Here is a 19,307-nt window from a genome sequence, read left to right as displayed (position 1 = left end):
CTCCTGACCGGCAGACATGGGGCTGGCCGCGCGTAAATACCGTGTGGTTTTGCTTTGCCCGAAGGGCGCACGGGTGGCATGGGTCAGGCCATAACGCCGCCTGCGCCACGCGCGCAGGACGTGACGCCGGACGGGATGAAGTTTGCCATGAAGATCGATACTGCCGCCGCGCCTGCCAGCGCCGTTCCGCGCCCCTGGTACAAGCATCTCTATACCTGGGTGCTCGTCGCCATCGCACTGGGCGTGCTGGTCGGCCACTTCGCCCCGGCGACCGGAGAGGCCCTGAAGCCGCTGGGAGACATGTTCATCAAGGCGGTGAAGATGGTCATCCCGCCGGTGATCTTCCTGACCATCGTCACCGGCATCGCCGGGATGCGCGACCTCGCAACGGTGGGAAGAGTCGCCGGTAAAGCATTCATATACTTCCTGTTCTTCTCGTTTCTGGCCTTGCTGGTCGGCATGCTGGTGGCCAATGTTACCCGGCCCGGTCATGGCCTGAACATCGATCCGGCCAGCCTTGATGCCTCGAAGGTGGCGGACTATGCCACCAAGGCGCACGAGACTTCGTTCATCGGCTTCCTCAACGGCATGATTCCGGACACGTTCGTCTCCGGCCTGACCAGCGGGAACATCCTGCAGGTGCTGATGATCTCGATCCTGTTCGGCGTTGCGCTGGCGCTGATCGGTGAGCGCGGCGACAAGGTGCTGGGCCTGCTGGAAGACGTGTCCGCCGCGTTCTTCAAGCTCGTCTCGATCGTGATGAAGGCCGCGCCGGTGGGCGCTTTCGGGGCGATGGCGTTCACGATCGGCAAGTACGGCATCGGCAGCCTTGCCAACCTCGCCGAACTGGTGGCAACGGTCTATCTCACCTCGATCCTGTTCGTGCTGGTCATCCTGGGCGCGGTCGCGAGGATCTGCGGGTTCTCGATCCTGCGCCTGTTGGCGTACCTCAAGGGCGAACTGTTGCTGGTGCTGGGTACATCGTCTTCCGAAAGCGCGCTGCCTGCGCTGATCGAGAAGATGGAAGCCGCCGGGTGCCCAAAGGCGGTCGTCGGTCTGGTGGTGCCCACGGGATACAGCTTCAACCTCGATGGCACCAACATCTACATGACGCTGGCGGCGCTGTTCATCGCGCAGGCGTGCAATGTCGAGCTGAGCTTCGGCCAGCAACTGCTGCTGCTGGGCATCGCCATGCTGTCGTCCAAGGGCGCGGCGGGCGTGACCGGTGCGGGTTTCATCACGCTGGCGGCAACGCTCTCGATCGTGCCTTCGGTGCCGGTCGCGGGCATGGCGCTGATCCTGGGCGTGGACCGCTTCATGTCGGAGTGCCGCAGCCTGACCAACTTCGTCGGCAATGCGGTGGCGACGGTTGTGGTGTCGCGCTGGGAAGGTTCGCTCGATCTTGCGCGCCTGAACGAAACGCTGCGCGGCAAACGGGCTGTTACTACTGGAGCCTAATGCGAAAAAGGCGGCTCTCCAGAAGGAAAGCCGCCTTTCTTAACGTACTTTCGAGGTATCAGTATCCGGCGGCGAGACCCGCCGGACGGCGCATGTCGTTGGCACCTTGGATATCGCCGGTGGTCGGATCGACGAAGATCGCCTCGTCCGCGCCCCAGCCCGGAACCATCTGGAAGCTGTAGCCCATCGCTTCCAGTTCCTGCTGCGCGGCAGGGGTGAGATAGCCCGGCTGCATCATCACCTTGTCGGGCAGCCACTGGTGATGGATGCGCGGCGCATCGACCGCCTGCTTCATGTTCATTCCGAAATCGACGACGTTGAGGATGCTCTGGAGCGTCGTGGTGATGATCGTCGAGCCGCCGGGGCTGCCCGTGACCATCGCCACCTTGCCGTCCTTCAGGAGGATCGTCGGCGTCATCGAGGAGAGGGGGCGCTTGCCCGGCGCGACCGCGTTGGCCGATCCCTGCACCAGCCCGAAAGCGTTCGGCACGCCGGGCTTGGAGGTGAAATCGTCCATCTCGTTATTGAGGAAGAAGCCGGTGTCCCCGGCGATCTTGCCGACGCCGAACAGGTAGTTCAGCGTATAGGTCACGCTCACCGCGTTGCCCTTGGCGTCGAGCACCGAGAAGTGGGTGGTGTTGGTGCCTTCCTGCGCGCCGGGGATGCCCTTGATATCGGTCGAAGGGGTGGCCTTGTCGGGCTGGATACGGGTGCGGATCTCGGCGGCGTGTTCGGGCGAGATCAGCTTCTGCACCGGATTGTCGATGAAGGCGGGGTCGCCAAGGTCAGTGTTGCGATCGGCGAAGGCGTTGCGTTCGGCTTCGAGCATGTAATGCACCGCCTTGGGCGAGCCATAGCCCCAGTCCTGCAACGGATAGGGCTTCAGAACCTCAAGAATTTCGCACAGCGTGGTGCCGCCGGAGCTGGGTGGGGGCGGGGCGACGATGTGATAGCCGCGATAGTCGCACTCGACCGTCTTGTCCCACTTCACGGTATATTCGGCGAAGTCCTTCATCGTCAGCAGGCCGCCGTTGGCCTGACTGGCGGTGACGATCTTCTGCGCGATCGAGCCCTGATAATAGGCCTTGGTGCCGCCCTTGGCGATCAGCTTGAGGCTGGCGGCGAGCTGGGGCTGGATCAGGCGATCGCCCACCTGCCAGGGCTGGCCGTGGTTGGTGAAGGTCGGCGCGACATTGGCTTCCTTGTTGAAGTCGTCGATCCGGCCGTTCAGGATCTTCACGTCTCCCGCCTGCAGGATGTAGCCCTTTTCGGCCAGTGCAATGGCAGGCGCCATCACCTTGCCCAGCTTCATCGTGCCGTACTTCGCCAGTGCCTCGTTCAGCCCCATGACCGTGCCGGGAGTGCCGATGCCCAGCCAGGTGCCGGTGCTGCGGCCCTTGACGACGTTGCCGTCTGCGTCCTGAAAGATCGTGGCGGTGGCCTTGAGCGGCGCGCGCTCGCGGAAATCGAGGAACAGGTTGCGGCCATCGGCAAGATGTACGGTCATGAAGCCGCCGCCACCGATATTGCCGCAGCACGGATGGACCACGGCCTCGGCATAACCCACCGCGACCGCCGCATCGACCGCATTGCCGCCCTGCTTGAGGATCGAGAGGCCGACTTCGGTAGCATAGTGTTCGGCAGAGACGACCATCGCATGCTTGGCGATCACCGGCTGCGCCGAATGCCACGCTGCACCTGCATCGCCTGAACTCGCATCGAGCGCAGCGGCGGAAATGCCCTGTCCGGGCTTGGCGGCAGCGGCAGGTGCTGTCTGGGCGCTCTGGGCAAGGGCAGGGGTCAGCGAAGTCGTCGTCAGGGCAATCAGGGACAGGCCGGCGGCTAGTCGGTTCATGGGCGGTCCTCTTTGCGGGATGGGGGGGCGCTTTTCATGCGCCTGCAATCATTTGTTGGCAAGGCCGCATTGGCGACGGAAAGAGTGCGTTGCGCGACGAAACGCTTGCAATCGTGCGCGCAGCGGCGCAGATGATACACCGTATCATGATGGATATGCGTCGGTCGGGGCTGCTTTCGTACACACGCGGGCAATCCGGCGCATCCTATCGGGGGCGGCGTGGTGCGTCATTTCCAATGGTTCGGGAACATGCCTCGATGAAGAAACTGATGGTGCTTGTGGGATGCAGTCTGCTCGGTCTTGCCGGAGCGCAGGCCATGGCCAAGGCCGCGCCTCACCATGACGACAAGCCGAAGGCCGAACAGGGCAAGAGCGATCAGGACGATAGCGCGCCTGACAGCAACCCCGATGCGCTGTTCCAGCCCACCAGCAGCGAGAGCGACGGCACTGTAACGGTCGAGGGCAGCCGGATTGATTACAAGGCTATAGCTGGAACTCTTGTCGTTCATCCTCAGGATTGGGACGATGCGGCCTGGCGGACCAAGGCCCATTCGGGCGGCGATGACAGCAAGAGCGATGACCAGCCCGATCCCGAAGCGGCCATGTTCTACGCCGCCTACTTCAAGAAGGGCGCGCCTTCGGCAGATCGCCCGATCACGTTCGTGTTCAACGGCGGCCCCGGCTCGTCCTCGGTATGGCTGCACATCGGCGCCTTCGGCCCGCGCCGCGTGCTGACGCGCGATGACAGCCACACGCCTGCCGCGCCCTATCAGCTGGTCAACAACGACTACAGCCTGCTCGATGCCACCGATCTCGTCTTCGTCGATGCGCCGGGAACCGGGTTCGGGCGGATTGCCGGCAAGGACAAGGACAAGGCGTTCTACGGCGTCGATGCCGACGGGCACGCCTTCAGCAGCTTCATCCGTCAGTTCTTTTCCAAGTACGATCGCTGGAACAGTCCCAAGTTCCTGTTCGGCGAAAGCTACGGAACCCCGCGCTCGGCGGTGGTCGCCAACGATCTGGAAACCGGCAACGACACCGACATCAACGGCGTGATCCTGCTCTCGCAGATCCTGAACTTCGGTCTTTCGGCGGACAACCCCAGCGCCAATCCCGGCAGCGACGAGGCCTATGTCGATGCCCTGCCGACCTATGCGGCGACGGCGTGGTATCACAACCGTCTGCCCGGCACGCGTCCGGCGAACCTTCAGGAATATCTGAAGCAGGTCGAACATTTCGCGACGACCGATTACCTCCTGGCGCTCCAGCAGGGGGCAGAACTTTCGCCCGCCGACAAGCAGCGCGTGGCGGAGCAGATGTCGCAATATATCGGCATTCCAGCGAGTTACATCGTCAAGGCCGATCTGCGCCTCGAAGGCGGCCAGTTCACCAAGGAACTGCTGGCCGATCAGGGACTGCTGACCGGCCGCTTCGATACCCGCTTCACCGGGCCTGCGCTCGATCCGTTGTCCAAGGAAGCGGAGTACGATCCGCAGTCGGCGGCGATCAGTTCGGCCTATGTCAGCGCGTTCAACGATTACGTGCGCCGCGACATGCATTACGGGCAGGGGCAGGTCTACAAGCCGGAGATGAACATCGACGACTGGGACTTCTCGCACCAGCAGCCGGGGCAAGGCGGGGCGCCGAGCGGGGCGACCACCAACGTGATGCCCGACCTTGCTACGGCGATGAAGTACAACCCGCAGCTCAAGGTCATGCTGAACGGCGGTTACTTCGATCTGGCGACGCCGTTCTACGAAGGCTGGTACGAGATGCACCATCTGCCGATCCCGGCGAGCCTGCAGAACAACATCGAGTACAAGTATTACGAGTCCGGCCACATGGTCTACGCGCACGAAGCCTCGTTGAAGCAGCTGCACGACAACGTTGCGGCCTTCATCGCGAAGACCGATGCGATGAGCGTGCCGGCTGCGGGTTCGTCCGGCACCAGAACGAAGGGCTGATTACCGGGTTATGCCGTCGGGGTTGGGTGCATGCCCGATCTCGACGGCATAACGCATAAGGGGAGTTCGCCTCCCAAATCCAACAGTTCGATAATATTTCTTATGTTAAATGAGTTCCGGCAGCGCAGGGGTCAATCAAGAGACCGCGCGTAGAACCGGGTATCCACCGCCATTCGCGGAAACGCTGTGGGAAGATCGGCGCTGTCGATCTGTAGAAAGCCGTGCCGTTCGTAAAAGCGGTGTGCGGCAAGGAAACGGTCGGTCGTTCCCAGATAGATGCGGTGAAGGCGCTGCTTTTGCGCATGATCGATCAAGGCTGCAAGCAGTCCGTCGGCAACGCCGTGGCTGCGGCCACGATATGGCGCGGCCACGAACATTTTGCGCAGCGCGCCTTCGTCATGGCCGATATCCTTGATCGAGATGGTGCCGATGATCCGGCGCTCTGTGTCCAGCGTGACCTCGGCGACGAAAAACGCACCCTTTCCGGCAAGGTAGAAACCGGCGATGTCGGCAAGGTCGGGTTGATCCTCTCGCGTGATCGCAATGCCGAATTCTTCCTGCTGGATCGGCAGGATCACATCCACGATGCCCTGCTCATCTCCCTGATTATAGGGTCGTATCTGAATTTCAGCCATGAGCACGGCCTATTGTGCAATGCCGCGCAAGGCAAGCATGCGTATCTCATGCCCGCCTTGCGGGAATCGAAAGCCGGATTGCGTTCAAGTTGCGCGCGCAGGCATTACCATGTCGCTTAGCGAAAACTTATAGACGCCCATTCAGTGAACGTTCTAGTTAGTTTTTGATCCGAGTCGCGTATCAGCGATGGACCGTGCGCGTCGCGCGCCTGCCTGAAGCCCTTCAGGCACCATCGCCGTCCCCTTCCGGGGCCGCGCGCAGGGCAGGAACAGAAGAGAAAAAGGACCAGAGAAGTGACAGGCACATCAAGCGGGACAGGCTTATTGGCGAGAGGATGGCTCGTCCTTCTCGGCCTGGTGATAACATTGGCGGGCCTGTTCTTCGTGGTGGGCGGTGCCAAGCTCGTCCTGGAAGGCGGCAGCTGGTACTTCCTGCTCGCCGGTATCGCGCTGGTCGCCTCGGGCGCCCTGATCATCGCACGCCGCCCTGCTGGAGCTCTCGTGTTCCTCGCCACGTTCCTGGCGACCGTCCTGTGGGCGATCTGGGAAGTCGGCTTCACCTTCTGGCCGCTGATCTCGCGCCTGCTGGCGATGGGCGTGGGCGCGACGATCGTCGCGTTGTCCTGGCCGCTGCTGCAGCGTGCGCGCGGCGTTGCGCCATCATGGCGCCCGGCGCTGGGTATCGCGCTCGTGCTCGGTATCGGCAGCGTTGCCGGGTTTGCGGGCATGTTCAAGCCGCATGATCCCGTCTCGTTCTCGGGCACGCCCGATGCGCTGATCCCGGCGGTCGCAGGCGCACAGCAGAACTGGTCGAACTACGGCAACGGCTACAAGAACGACCGCTTTGCCGCGCTCGATGAAATCAACCGCTCGAACGTCCAGAACCTGAAGGTCGCCTGGACCTACCACACCGGCGATGTCGCAATCAGCGACGGCAACGGTGCGGAAGATCAGGACACCCCGCTGCAGATCGGCGATACCGTCTACATCTGCACGCCGCACAACGACGTGATCGCTCTGGATGCCGACACCGGCAAGCAGAAGTGGAAGGCGATGATCAACGCGCAGGCCAAGGTCTGGCAGCGTTGCCGCGGCGTCGCCTATTTCGACGTCCACGCCCCGCTCCAGCAGCCGAACCTGCCGGGCTCGACTCCGGTGATCCCGGCTGCCCTGCCCGCAGGCGCGCCGTGTGAGCGCCGCATCCTCATCAACACCATCGACGCGCGCCTGATCGCCATCGATGCCGATACCGGCAAGTTCTGCCCCGGCTTCGGCACCAACGGCCAGGTCGATTTGAAGGCAGGCCTCGGCGCCGCGCCCGATCCGCAGTACCAGCTGACCTCGGCTCCGACGATGGCCGGGACCACCGTGGTCGTCGGCGGCCGCGTGGCCGACAACGTCCAGACCGACATGCCGGGCGGCGTTCTGCGCGGCTTCGACGTGATCACCGGCAAGCTGCGCTGGGCCTTCGATCCGGGCAACCCGACCGACCGCAACGCACCGGCTGCCGGCAAGACCTATGCCCGTTCGACCCCCAACAACTGGGCCGGTTCGACCTGGGACCCGGCTTCCAACACCGTGTTCATCCCGATGGGCAGCCCCTCGGTCGACATCTACGGCGTGCCGCGCACCGCGCTTGAGCACAAGTACGGCGCCTCGATGCTGGCGCTCGATGCCACCACCGGCAACGAGAAGTGGCACTTCCAGACCGTTCACAACGACCTGTGGGACTTCGACATCCCGATGGCCCCGTCGCTCATCGACTTCCCGGTGAACGGCAAGAAGGTTCCGGCGCTGGTCTTCGCGACCAAGGCGGGCCAGATCTACGTGCTCGACCGCGCCACCGGCAAGCCGCTGACCAAGGTCGTCGAGACCCCGGTCCACGCTGCCAACATTCCGGGCGAGCCCTATTCGCTCACCCAGCCCAAGTCTGTCGGCATGCCGCAGATCGGTGCGCAGAAGCTGACCGAAGCCGACATGTGGGGTGCCACCCCGTTCGACCAGCTGCTGTGCCGCATCGCCTTCAAGGGCATGCGCTATGACGGCCTCTACACCGCGCCGGGCACTGACCTCTCGCTGAGCTTCCCCGGCTCGCTGGGCGGCATGAACTGGGGCGGCGTTTCGGTCGATCCCAATACCCAGACGCTTTACGTCAACGACATGCGTCTGGGCCTGTGGTCGCAGATGATCCGCCAGAAGGTCGATCCCAACGCCAAGGCCAGCAGCGGCGGCGAGGCGATCAACACCGGCATGGGCGCCGTCCCGATGAAGGGCACGCCTTACGCAGTGAACAAGAACCGCTTCCTCTCGGCTCTGGGCATTCCCTGCCAGGCACCGCCGTATGGAACGCTGACCGCCGTCGACCTCAAGACCCGCCAGATCAAGTGGCAGGTTCCGGTCGGCACCGTGGAAGACACCGGCCCGATGGGCCTGAAGGTTGGCCTCCCATCCCGATCGGCATGCCGACGCTGGGCGGTACGCTGACCACGCAGGGCGGCCTCGTGTTCATCGCGGGCACCCAGGACTTCTACCTGCGCGCCTTCGATTCCGCGACCGGCAAGGTGCTGTGGAAGGGCCGCCTGCCCGTCGGCAGTCAGGGTGGTCCGATGACGTTCCGCTCGCCCAAGACCGGCAAGCAGTTCATCGTCGTCACCGCCGGCGGTGCCCGCCAGTCGCCCACGCGCGGCGACTACGTGATCGCATATACCCTGCCTTGATGCCTGAGATATCCGGCAGCCAGACGTGAGGGTCTGGCCCGGATTTCCCAACCGCCGCCCGGATGCAGACTCTGCTTCCGGGCGGTAAATGGATATAAAAACAATGAAGACTTTGGGAATGACACCTTTCGCCCTGCTCGCCGGTCTGTCGGCGCTGGGGCTGGCGGCTCCGGCCTATGCCGACGATGCCGCCGTGAGCGACGATCAGGCCAGCGAACCTGCCCCCACCCGAACCGAAGCACGGCGTGAGGACGAGCCCGGTGAACGCAAGATCGGCTCTCCGTCACAGGATCAGCGTGGCGCGGCACTGGCTGGGCCTTCGCCGGGTGCGGCATCGCAGCCGCTTCCCGCCACCACCGATCACGAACGCCAGACGCTGACCGGAGACTGGTGGGGCCTTCGCTCCAGACTGGTGGATGACGGCATCACCTTCCGTGCAGACTATGTTTCGGAAACGCTGGGTGTAGTTCAGGGCGGCCTGCGCAAGGGCACGGCCTATGCCCAGCAGCTGCGCGGCGGCGTCGATCTCGACATGGACAAGATCGTGGGCTGGAAGGGCGGCAAGCTGCACTTTACGGTCAACGACCGCAAGGGCGTGGGCACGTCCAGCGATTACGTGGGCAACCGCCTGCCGATTCAGGAAGTCTATGGCGGCCTCTATACCAAGCTGACCGAACTGACCGTCGAGCAGGACTTCGACGGGGGCAAGCTGAACGTGCGCGCGGGCTACTTCGCGATGGGCAACGACATGGGCGGCATCGCGGCGGGCTGCAACTTCGTGAACGCGGCGTTCTGCGCCCATCCGCTGTCGATGTCGGGCAATACCGGGTGGTACAACTACCCGAACGCGCGCTGGGGCATCGCCTTCCGTGCCAAGCTGCGCAACGATCTGACGCTGCGCGTGGGTGTCGATCAGGTCAATCCGCAGCTCAGCGTCGAGCACAATGCCTTCCGCATCTTTGCGGGCGGTACGACGGGCGTGCTGCTGCCGGTCGAGCTTGAGTACACCCCCGGCCACAATCCAGGCGACCACTGGCTGCCGGGCAGCTACAAGCTGGGCTTCATCTACGACACCTCAAACGTCGCGAAGACGGGGCGTTCGGGCAAGGTCGGTAGCCGTCAGGGCTATTACCTGTTGGTCAACCAGCAGGTGCTGCGCGAGCGCGGCAACAAGCGCAGCCTTGGCGTGATCGCGGCCTATACGCTGAACCCGCGTGCTTCCGCGCAGATCACGCGCTGGTACACGCTGGGCCTGATCCAGACCGGCACCTTCAAGGGCCGCGATCAGGACACGTTCAACGTCGGCGTCGTCAAGGCGGTAGTGAACCCGCGCCTGCGTGAGGCCTATGCCGATACGAACGATCTTGCGGGCGGAATGGACTCGCTGCCGCAGGGCGAAACGGCCTTCGAGGTCAGCTATGGCATCCAGGTCAACCACTGGATGATCCTGCGCCCCGACGTGCAGTATATCGCCGATCCCGGCGCGTTCAGCTATGCCAACCGCAAGGATGCGATTGCGGCAGGCGCGCAGGTCAAGATCCAGTTCTGACGGGAGCTTTTCAGGCCGGAGGATTTTTCCGGGCGTCGCCATCGTGCGATCGCCCGGAACTTCACATCGACATTACGCGGCGCAGTACCGCCGCACCGCATCCTCGGCGGTCTGGCGATGGCGGGCATGGCGCGCCTCGCGCTTGGTGCCCTGCTCGAACAGGAACGAGAAGCTCGCGTCGTTGGCGACGTTGAAGACTGCAAAGCTGCTGATCAGCCAGTGCAGGTCCACCGGGTCGAGCCCGGTGCGAAACACGCCTTGCCCGACGCCGCGCGCGATCAGGGCGGAGAGCACGTCGATGATCGGGCGGTTGTGTTCGCGAATGCCCTCGATCTGGGTCAGGAACCGGGCGCGCTGAATATTTTCCACCGCCACGAGCCGCGCGAAACCGGGGTTCTGCGCCTGATAGTCGATAGTCCCGCGCACAACATGCAGCAGCGCTTCCATAGGCTCCATGTCCTCAAGACCCGCCTCGCTTTCCACCCGGCGGATACCGGCGTAGGATGATGCGAGAACCGCCTGATAGAGCCCCTCCTTGCTGCCGAAGTAGTAGTAGATCATCCGCTTGGAGGTATGCGTCGCCTCGGCGATCTCGTCGACGCGGGCGCCGTTCAGGCCTTTTTCGGCGAAGATTTCCCGCGCGACGGAGAGGATCTCCTCACGGGTACGCTCGGCATCGTGGCCGCGACGCTGCGGCGTGGCGGTTTCTCGGATCATTTCGTCCTGTCCCATATGCCTTCGCGTTTGCACCCCGTCGCGTGCAGAAACAAGCGGTAAGCGGCGCCGGAAACAAAAATATACGAAACGGTGCGTTCAGAGCAAAGTGCAGATCGACGAAGATGTAATCTCGGCGATTTCGGGAACATTGTCCCGCCTTCCTGCGTCCTCGCTTCATCGCAGCGCAAGGCTGGCCCTGCCACTGGGGGCGACCATGCTGCAACGCTCATGGGAAAATGAGCCGACAGCGAAGGACAGGGAACCGCACCGCTTGCCGTACGAGACGATCCGCCAACGCCCCGCCCTTACCCGCAAGCGCCTGACGAGGGCAAGCGCCGTCGCGGGCCTTGCGCTCACCGCCGCGCTGGCGGTGAGTTCCAGCGCCGCCGCTGCCGACCCTGCGCCGTTCGAGCTGGACGGCCCGCGCATCGACATCGAGGTGACGCGCGGCAAGCAGACGCTGCCGATCGCGCAAGTGCCCAGCCTGTCCGAAGGGGACAAGCTGGTGATCCGCTCCGCCGTAGGGCCGGATCAGGGCGCGCACTTCATTCTCGTCTCGGCCTTCCTGCGCGGCGCGACCAACCCGCCGCCCAAGGATTGGGTGCAGTTCACCGAGACCTGGCAGAAGAAGGACAAGAAGCACACGCTCGATGTCACTGTGCCCAAGGGCGCGCGGCAGATGGTGCTGCTGATGGTGCCCGATACCGGCGGCGCCGAAGGCGTGCTGCGCGATTCCGTGCGCGGCAAGCCGGGCGAGTTCGTGCGCGTCGGGCAGGAGCTGAACCAGGCCTCGCTCGACCATTCGCGGCTCGAAGCGTTCATGGCGGCGATCCGCGCGCAGGGCGATTACCAGCCCGAAGCCTTGCAGAAAATCGCCCCGGTGCTGGCCTCCAGCCTGTCGATCAAGCTCAATGCCGATTGCCTTTCCAAGGTCGCGCAGGAGCAGGCCTCGTGCCTGCTGCAAAGCCCCGATACGCTGGTGCTGAGCGACGTGCATTCCAGTTCGCTCGCCGATACGCTGACCGACACGCCCACCGATCTGGCCCTGCAACTGAGCGCCACGCCCGAAGGCGGCGCCGGGTATTACAGCGCCTATATCGGCGTGGCGCGCGATCTGGTGCGCATGCTCGGCGCGTTCTCGAACCCCTCGTTCGGGTATCTGCCCGCCCTGACCCAGCGCGACGGCAGCACGCTGTCGCTGCTGCTCAATGCCGCGCCCTCGTTCAACAAGCCCAAGTCGGTGATGGTGGCCGGGATGCCCGCCGTCGAGGCCGATGTGCCGCCGCAACTGCGTTCGACCGCGAAGGGGCCGATCTGCGTGGCGACCGGTGACGCCGTGCTGCCCGTGGAGGGCGCGCCGCTGGTGTTCTCCACCCGCTTTGCGCACAATGTGTCGCTGCGCGTCACCGGTCCCGATAGCAAGATCATCGAGATCCCGGTCGAGGCGCGCGCCAATCGCGGCGGCTATGTGCTTCCCGCCGGTGCCCTTCCCACAGGTGAAACCGGCACCTTGCGCGGGCACCTGCACGGGCGTTGGGGCTTCGAGAGCTTCGATGGCCCGGACTTCCAGCTTCAGCGTCCCGGCACCGGTGCATGGAAGGTCGTGGCCGATACCAGCGATCTGGTGGTCGGGCGCGACAACACGGTCGAGATCAGCGGCGGCGCGGCAGGCTGCGTGTCAGACGTGACGATGCAGCGCGGCAACGGCGCACCGCAGCCGGTGAAGTGGACCGCTTCGGCCGCCGACGGCCTCTCCGTCACCGTGCCGCTGACGGGTGCTGCACCGGGGCCGGTGCATCTCTCGGTGCGCTATCGTGGTGATGACAACCCAAGCGATCTGCCGCTGACGGCGCGCGCCGAAAGCAGCCGGATCGATACGATCACCGCCTATGGCAACGACGGGCATATCCTGATGACCGGCCAGCGGCTCGAACAGGTGAAGGACGTGGCGCTGGGCAGCCTGACCTTCACGCCGGACGGCCTTACTCGCAATGACAATCTCGATCGGCTTTCGCTGACCGCGCAGGGCGGAGCCCACGTTCCGGCGGCAGGCACCAGCATCGATGCGCAAGTTCACCTGACCGGCGGTCGCAGCCAGACGATATCGGTCAAGGTCGCCGCCCCGCGTCCGCAGGCAACCATCATCGGCCGCACGATCCGTCCCGCCCCGCAGCCTGCCGGAACGCTGCCGCTGGAGATCACCGGCGATGATATCCTGCCCGATGCCGCCTCGCTGGTGTTCTCGCTGCAGGCGCCCGAGGGGATGGCCTTCACCTCCGCCGATACGCTGGAGATCGCGGGCACTTCGGATGATGTGCTGGCCCGCCTGTCGATGGGCAAGGGCCTCACCATGGCCAGTGCGCAAGTGCTGGTGGGCACGCTGGCGCCCGACGATCTTCCCCCCTCCACTTTCGGGCCGTTACGCTTCCGGGTGGTGCAGGCGGGCATCGCCGGGGACTGGCAGCCGCTGGCAACGCTCGCCCGGCTGCCGCGCATCGTTTCGGCTACATGCGATGCCAAGGCGGCGAAGCCTGCCTGCACGATCACCGGGCAGTCGCTCTATCTCGTCGATGCGGTCAGCACCGATGCCGCCTTCGCCTCGGCCTCGGCAGTTCCTGTCGGGTACACGGGCACCGCGCTGCAAAGCGGCATTCCTGCCGATGGCGTGCTGCACTTGCGTCTGCGGGATGCCCCCAAGGCCCAGGTGAGCGTCAAGGTCGATACGGCCAAGCCCTGACAGACCGCGCCTGCCGCCCATCGCTGCGCAAATGCTGCGGTGCGAGAGGGCGCAGGCGCACTTGCACTGGCCCTCCATGAACTTGCAGTTTGCGCAAGTTGCGAAGGGCAAAACACTCCCTGCCTTGCTTGACCCGGCCCCCGGCAGACCTATAGCTGCCACCAACACCGGTTATAGCCGGACCGAACAGACAGATGCGTAACGAGGGCTGAGAACACCATGGACGATACACTGCGGCGCGCGGCTCTCGATTATCACCTCTATCCGCGCCCCGGTAAGTTGACCATCGAGCCGACCAAACGCATGGTCAACCAGCGCGATCTGGCGCTGGCCTATTCGCCGGGCGTCGCTGCCCCCTGCATGGAAATCGCCGAAGATCCGGCCAAGGCGCTGGACTACACCGCGCGCGGCAATCTCGTCGCGGTGATCTCTAACGGCACCGCCGTGCTCGGCCTCGGCGCGATCGGCGCCCTCGCCTCGAAGCCGGTGATGGAAGGCAAGGCGGTCCTCTTCAAGAAGTTCGCCGATATCGACGTGTTCGATATCGAGGTGGACACCACCGACCCCGAAAAGTTCATCGAGGCGGTCGCCCTGCTCGAACCCACGTTCGGCGGCATCAACCTCGAAGACATCAAGGCGCCCGAGTGCTTCCATATCGAGGCCGCGCTGAAAGAGCGGATGAACATTCCGGTCTTCCATGACGACCAGCACGGCACCGCCATCGTGGTCGCCGCTGCCGTCAAGAACGCGCTGGTCCTTCAGGGCAAGTCGCTGACCGAGGCGAAGCTCGTGACCTCGGGCGCGGGCGCTGCGGCGCTGGCCTGTGTCGACCTGCTGGTCTCCATGGGCCTGCCGGTCGAGAACGTGACGCTGACCGACAAGGACGGCGTGATCCATTCGGGCCGCGAGGGCATGCTGCCGAACATGGCGCGCTATGCCCGTCAGACCGATGCGCGCACCCTGCCCGAAGTGCTGCCCGGCGCGAACGTGTTCCTCGGCCTCTCGGCCCCCGGCGTGCTCAAGCCCGAATGGCTGCCCTCGATGGCGGACCGTCCGCTGATCTTCGCGCTCGCCAACCCGGAGCCGGAAATCCGCCCCGAAGTCGCGCGCGAGGTGCGCCCCGACGCGATCATCGCCACCGGGCGTTCGGACTATCCGAACCAGGTCAACAACGTCCTGTGCTTCCCCTACATCTTCCGCGGCGCGCTCGATGTCGGCGCGACCGCGATCAACGAGGCGATGAAGGCCGCCGCCGCCGAGGCCATCGCCGGTCTCGCGCGCCTGCCCGCCCACGCCAGCGTCGCGCAGGCCTATGGCGGCCGCAAGCTGGTGTTCGGCCCCGAATACATCATCCCGACCCCGTTCGATCCGCGCCTGATCGGCGAGATCGCCACTGCCGTCGCCAAGGCCGCCATCGAGAGCGGCGTCGCCACCAAGACCATCGATCTCGACGAATACAAGCGCACGCTGGCGCGTCAGAACACCCGTTCGGGCCAGCTGATGCTGCCGGTGTTCGAGGCCGCCCGCCGCACCGGTCGCAAGATCGCCTACGGTGAAGGCGAGGACGAGCGCGTGCTGCGCGCCATTCAGGACGCGCTCGACGAAGGCATCGTGCGCCCCACCATCGTCGCGCGGCGCCGTGTTCTGGAAAAGAAGCTCCCCGGCCTCGGCCTCTCGTTCGAACTCGACAAGGATGTCGAGGTGATCGACCCAGAGACCGACAAGGAGGTCATGGCCGATCTCGTCGAGGCCTATCGCGCCGTCGCCACCCGCAAGGGCGTGCCCGGTGACGAGATCCTGCGCCACGTCTACCGCCGCCCCACCGTCACCGCCGCGCTGCTGCTGCGCACGGGCCGGGTCGAGGCGGCCATCGTCGGCGGACGGTCCGAATACTGGAAGCAGATCGAGCATGTCCTGCGCGTCATCGGTCGTCGTCCGGACGTCAGCCGCGCCTACGCGCTGTCGGGCCTGATCCTCGATGCCGGTGCGCTGTTCATCACCGACACGCACATGGTGCCCGATCCCACGCCCGAGCAGGTCGCGGAAATGACGCTGCTGAGCGCGACGCAGCTCAAGCACTTCGGCCTGACGCCGCGCGTGGCGCTGGTCTCGCACTCGAACTTCGGCTCCTCGCACAGCCCGAGCGCGCGCAAGATGCGTGCGGCACTGGAGATTATCCGCAAGGCCGCGCCGGAACTGAAGGTCGATGGCGAAATGCACGCCGACGTGGCGCTCAGCCAGGCCCTGCGCGATCGCATGGTCCCCGACGGGCGCTTCGAAGGCCCGGCGAACCTGCTGGTGATGCCCACGCTCGATGCGGCGAACATCACGCTGACCGCGCTCTCGGCTTCGTCCAGCTCGCCCACGGTCGGCCCGATCCTGATGGGGCTGGCGCAGCCGATCCATGTCCTGCAGCCCGGCGTCACCGCGCGCGGCATCCTCAACCTCACGGCCATCGCGGCAGCGGAGCTTGACCGCCCGACCCCTGCCCTGCCGGGCTGACCTCAGCCGCAATAGATACGAAACAGCAAAGGCCCCGGTTCGATTTTCCCGAACCGGGGCCTTTGTCTTGTCAGATTGCGGTTCGGGGCGTTCAAGGCGCCTTTAGCCCCCTTCTACCCTACCTTTACCCTGCCTTTAGCCCGGCTTTGCCCATTTCGACAAACACCGCCGCAAAGTATTTATCTGCCAATGGTTTAGCGAGATTTTCTGAACTTCAGCACGAACTGGTCGGTCTCGCCGCGGATCGAAGGATCGAACACCGTTTTGGTATGATCATCGTTCGGATTGGTCAGGACAGTCGATTCCCCGGCGAGCTTGAACCCTGCCGCCGTGACTTCGCGGATCACCGCCGCCTTGTCGATACGATGCTTGGTGGACGTACCCGAAAGCCCTGAACCCGGTGTGTCGGCATGGTCGATGATCATGTAGATGCCGCCGGGCTTCAGGGCCTTGAAAACCGCCGCGTTGAAGGCGTTCAGGGCCGCTTCTCCGCCGTTGTTGTTGATGTCGTGATAGTTCTGGACGGTCCAGAACAGGTCGACGGGATGTGCGACGCTCGGCAGGTCGGTGGACTGCACCTCTGCCGTCACGTTCGCCATCTTGCGCGCCTCCAGCGCGGGAAGCGCCTTGGCCGCATACTTGGCGCCCCACGCAGGCCAGATCGCAAAGACATGCCCCTTCGGCCCGACGACATTGGTGAAGATCCGCGTCCAGTAGCCGGAGCCCGGCAGGAAATCGATCACGCTCTGTCCGGGCTTTACACCCGCAAAATCAAGCACCTGCTCTGTCTTGCGGCGGGCATCGTCGCCCTGCTGGTCCGCGCGCGAAGGCGATGCCAGCGCGGCTTTTACAGCCGCCTCGCCGGGAGAGGCGAGAGAGGGAGAGGCCAGACCGGCGGCAGCAATCACGGCAACAGGGAGGACGAGCGACCGAAACAGGGAAGACATCGAAGATCCTTCGCAAAAATGGCTCCGCGCAGAATGCCGCCTCTGCGCGCCATATCAAGCCTTCATGTCGCCCCCCTCCTCCTGGCTAGGCGAGAGACGTGGCGCGCGCGGGCAACTCAGGCTCCGGCGGCGCCAGATCAGGGAGTGCCGGATCGACCGTTACCGGCTCGTCGCTGCGGACCAGAGCCACGGCTTCGGCGCGGGTTTCGACGGCCGGTGGCGAACCGCGCAGCGGCAAGCCCGCCGTTTCCCGCACTGTCAGCATAGTCACCAGACCGATCGCCGCCGCGCCCATCAGATAGTAGGCGGGAACCAAAGGATCGCCGGTCTTCTCGACCAGCCAGGCCGTAACGAGCGGCGTCGTTCCGCCGAACAGCGATGTCGAAACGTTGAAGGCGATCGACAGGGCGCTATAGCGGACCGGCGTATAGAACAGCGCAGGCAGCGTTGCCGGCATCGAACTGGTAAAGCACACCAAGGCGATGCCAAGCAGCATAAGTCCCAGAAAAATAAGGGCATCACTGCCGGTGCCGATCAACAACAGGCATGGCACAGACAGCAGGATCAGCGCGGCGCAGGCCCCCATGATCATCGGTCTGCGGCCAAGCCGGTCGCTGAACATGCCGCCCACGATGTTCAGCGGCATCATCACCACCATCACCAGAATGATCAGCAGGAGCCCCTTGCTCTGCGCATAGCCCATCGTGACGGTGAGATAATTGGGCATGTACGTCAGCAACATGTAATCGGTGACGTTGAAGACCAGCACCAGCCCCATGCATTTTGCAAGCTGAGGCCCGTGCAGCCGGAACAGGTCGCCAAGGCGGGGGCGGTCGCTTTCGCGGGCGTCGACTTCGGCCGAATAGGCCTGAAAGGCGGGCGTTTCCTCCAGTTTCAGGCGCATATAGAGGCCCAGCAGGCCGAGCGGCCCTGCGATCAGGAAAGGAATGCGCCAGCCCCAGGCCAGCATCTCACTGTCGCTGAGGGCGAACTGCAGGGCGGTGACGGTCCCTGCCCCGGCGATGTAGCCGCCCAGCGTGCCGAATTCCAGCCAGCTGCCCACCATGCCGCGTCGGCGGTCGGTCGAATACTCGGCCAGAAACGTGGCCGCGCCGCCGTATTCGCCGCCGGTTGAGAACCCCTGGACCAGACGCGCTATCAGCAGCAGGACCGGCGCAGCGATCCCGATTTGCGCATAGCCCGGAATAAAGCCGATGGCGAATGTGCCCAGCGCCATCATGATCATGGTCAGGGCAAGGATTTTGTGGCGCCCGTAGCGATCGCCGAGCGGTCCGAACACGAGCCCGCCCAATGGTCTGACCACGAACGCTGCGGTGAACGTCGCCAGCGTCGCGATCAGCTGAACGGTGGGACTTCCGGCCGGGAAGAAGACGTGGCCCAGTGTGATGGCAATATAGCCGTAGACGCCAAAATCGAACCATTCCATGGCATTACCGAGCGCTGCGGCGGCCACGGCCCGGTTGAGCGTATTGCGATTGACGAGCGTGACGTCATCGAGGGTAAGCTCGTCGCTGGCCTTGAACCAGCCAAATTGGGCGCTGAGCGCCTGTCCTGCGGACATCTATGTCTCCGGTTCCGCCGAAAGCCCGCACGAATGGCGCGGTGCACATGGCGAATAAGGGCTGCGTGGCAGCCTGGAAGGAAAGCGACGCCGATATGCGGCATCAAGCGAATGCGGGTGCCTTACCGCAAACGGATGCATTTTGGGACTGCCATGGACGAAACGTGGCGTTGGCGCGATAAGCCGAACAATGGCGACAGATTGGGACCGTCGAAAAATTAGAAAATATTATGTTATTTCAATAAATTAGTAATAACGTCATCATGGATGTCAGATCGCTTCGGTTTTCGCGGCCAGTTTGATTGCCTGATATGCACCCTCACGCTCCGCTTCCGGCAGGGAGAGAATATGGGCACTGGCCTGACGGAACGTCAGAAGTGTGACGCCATTGACGTGGATTGGAGTTGTACGGCCATTGAAAAGGCGGCGCAGCAAGCGCCGCTGGGGGCGCTCGAGGGAAATGTCTTCGTCCATCGTCGGCTGATAGGGCGCGCATCGGACACTCTGCAAGCGGCATCTTGGCGGGATTGGCCCGGTTCCGCAGCCAAGCGAATTTGTTTGACCAAAATCGCCTCAAGATGATCGCGAAAAATATTTTTGTTATTATGAGCGACCGTATCAGATTGATCGAAAAAGACATTGTT

13 protein-coding genes are annotated in these 19,307 nt (G+C 64.1%); 7 read left to right on the top strand and 6 right to left on the bottom strand.

Translation table 11 applies throughout. The features are described 5' to 3' along the window. Positions 1 to 147: 147 nt before the first annotated feature. On the top strand, positions 148 to 1,458 hold the full coding sequence (locus tag CI805_RS18220; protein WP_260929715.1) for a dicarboxylate/amino acid:cation symporter: 1,311 nt from the start codon (positions 148 to 150) through the stop codon (positions 1,456 to 1,458). 58 nt (positions 1,459 to 1,516) lie between these two features. Here CI805_RS18220 and ggt read toward each other — a convergent pair whose 3' ends face one another. Beyond that, on the bottom strand, positions 1,517 to 3,313 hold the full coding sequence (ggt, locus tag CI805_RS18215; protein ID WP_260928105.1) for a gamma-glutamyltransferase: 1,797 nt from the start codon (positions 3,311 to 3,313) through the stop codon (positions 1,517 to 1,519). A 257-nt stretch (positions 3,314 to 3,570) separates the two neighbouring features. Between ggt and CI805_RS18210 the strand changes: the two genes are divergently transcribed. Next, positions 3,571 to 5,277 carry a S10 family peptidase gene (locus CI805_RS18210; RefSeq protein ID WP_409934963.1) on the top strand — a complete coding sequence of 569 codons (1,707 nt, stop codon included), beginning with the start codon at positions 3,571 to 3,573 and terminating at the stop codon, positions 5,275 to 5,277. Between the two features lie 131 nt (positions 5,278 to 5,408). Here CI805_RS18210 and CI805_RS18205 read toward each other — a convergent pair whose 3' ends face one another. After that, on the bottom strand, positions 5,409 to 5,912 hold the full coding sequence (locus CI805_RS18205; RefSeq protein ID WP_260928104.1) for a GNAT family N-acetyltransferase: 504 nt from the start codon (positions 5,910 to 5,912) through the stop codon (positions 5,409 to 5,411). Positions 5,913 to 6,269: 357 nt separating this feature from the next. Here CI805_RS18205 and CI805_RS18200 point away from each other — a divergent pair, with 357 nt between their 5' ends. From CI805_RS18200 to CI805_RS18190, 3 genes are all read left to right on the top strand, one after another. Continuing rightward, on the top strand, positions 6,270 to 8,396 hold the full coding sequence (locus CI805_RS18200; RefSeq protein ID WP_260928103.1) for a membrane-bound PQQ-dependent dehydrogenase, glucose/quinate/shikimate family: 2,127 nt from the start codon (positions 6,270 to 6,272) through the stop codon (positions 8,394 to 8,396). Then, positions 8,372 to 8,629 (top strand): hypothetical protein, encoded by a 258-nt coding sequence (locus CI805_RS18195; RefSeq protein WP_260928102.1) that lies wholly within the window; start codon positions 8,372 to 8,374, stop codon positions 8,627 to 8,629. The genes CI805_RS18200 and CI805_RS18195 overlap by 25 nt, the downstream gene beginning before the upstream one ends. 103 nt (positions 8,630 to 8,732) lie before the next feature. Continuing rightward, a complete protein-coding gene (locus CI805_RS18190) occupies positions 8,733 to 10,178 on the top strand; it encodes a carbohydrate porin (protein ID WP_260928101.1) in 1,446 nt (481 codons plus the stop codon). A gap of 72 nt (positions 10,179 to 10,250) precedes the next feature. Here the strand turns inward: CI805_RS18190 and CI805_RS18185 are convergent, their stop codons facing one another. Further along, positions 10,251 to 10,895 (bottom strand): TetR family transcriptional regulator, encoded by a 645-nt coding sequence (locus CI805_RS18185; RefSeq protein ID WP_260928100.1) that lies wholly within the window; start codon positions 10,893 to 10,895, stop codon positions 10,251 to 10,253. Positions 10,896 to 11,166: 271 nt separating this feature from the next. Between CI805_RS18185 and CI805_RS18180 the strand changes: the two genes are divergently transcribed. Both CI805_RS18180 and CI805_RS18175 read left to right on the top strand, forming a co-directional pair. Continuing rightward, positions 11,167 to 13,632 (top strand): hypothetical protein, encoded by a 2,466-nt coding sequence (locus CI805_RS18180; protein WP_260928099.1) that lies wholly within the window; start codon positions 11,167 to 11,169, stop codon positions 13,630 to 13,632. A 219-nt stretch (positions 13,633 to 13,851) separates the two neighbouring features. Beyond that, the gene (locus tag CI805_RS18175; RefSeq protein WP_260928098.1) at positions 13,852 to 16,134 is read left to right on the top strand and encodes an NADP-dependent malic enzyme; all 2,283 of its coding nucleotides are present in this window, start codon (positions 13,852 to 13,854) and stop codon (positions 16,132 to 16,134) included. 194 nt (positions 16,135 to 16,328) lie between these two features. Here the strand turns inward: CI805_RS18175 and CI805_RS18170 are convergent, their stop codons facing one another. The 3 genes from CI805_RS18170 to CI805_RS18160 form a co-directional block, all read right to left on the bottom strand. Beyond that, positions 16,329 to 17,081: a class I SAM-dependent methyltransferase gene (locus CI805_RS18170; RefSeq protein ID WP_260928097.1), complete on the bottom strand. Its 753-nt coding sequence runs from the start codon at positions 17,079 to 17,081 to the stop codon at positions 16,329 to 16,331. 85 nt (positions 17,082 to 17,166) lie between these two features. Next, positions 17,167 to 18,663 (bottom strand): glycine betaine/L-proline transporter ProP, encoded by a 1,497-nt coding sequence (gene proP, locus CI805_RS18165; RefSeq protein ID WP_260928096.1) that lies wholly within the window; start codon positions 18,661 to 18,663, stop codon positions 17,167 to 17,169. A 270-nt stretch (positions 18,664 to 18,933) separates the two neighbouring features. Further along, positions 18,934 to 19,137: a hypothetical protein gene (locus CI805_RS18160; protein WP_260928095.1), complete on the bottom strand. Its 204-nt coding sequence runs from the start codon at positions 19,135 to 19,137 to the stop codon at positions 18,934 to 18,936. Between the last annotated feature and the right edge of the window lie 170 nt (positions 19,138 to 19,307).

This window comes from Novosphingobium sp. 9 (genome assembly GCF_025340265.1).
Lineage (GTDB): Bacteria > Pseudomonadota > Alphaproteobacteria > Sphingomonadales > Sphingomonadaceae > Novosphingobium.
The sequence above is the reverse complement of the archived record's forward strand: the minus strand, read 5'-3'. Positions and strand labels throughout refer to the sequence as shown.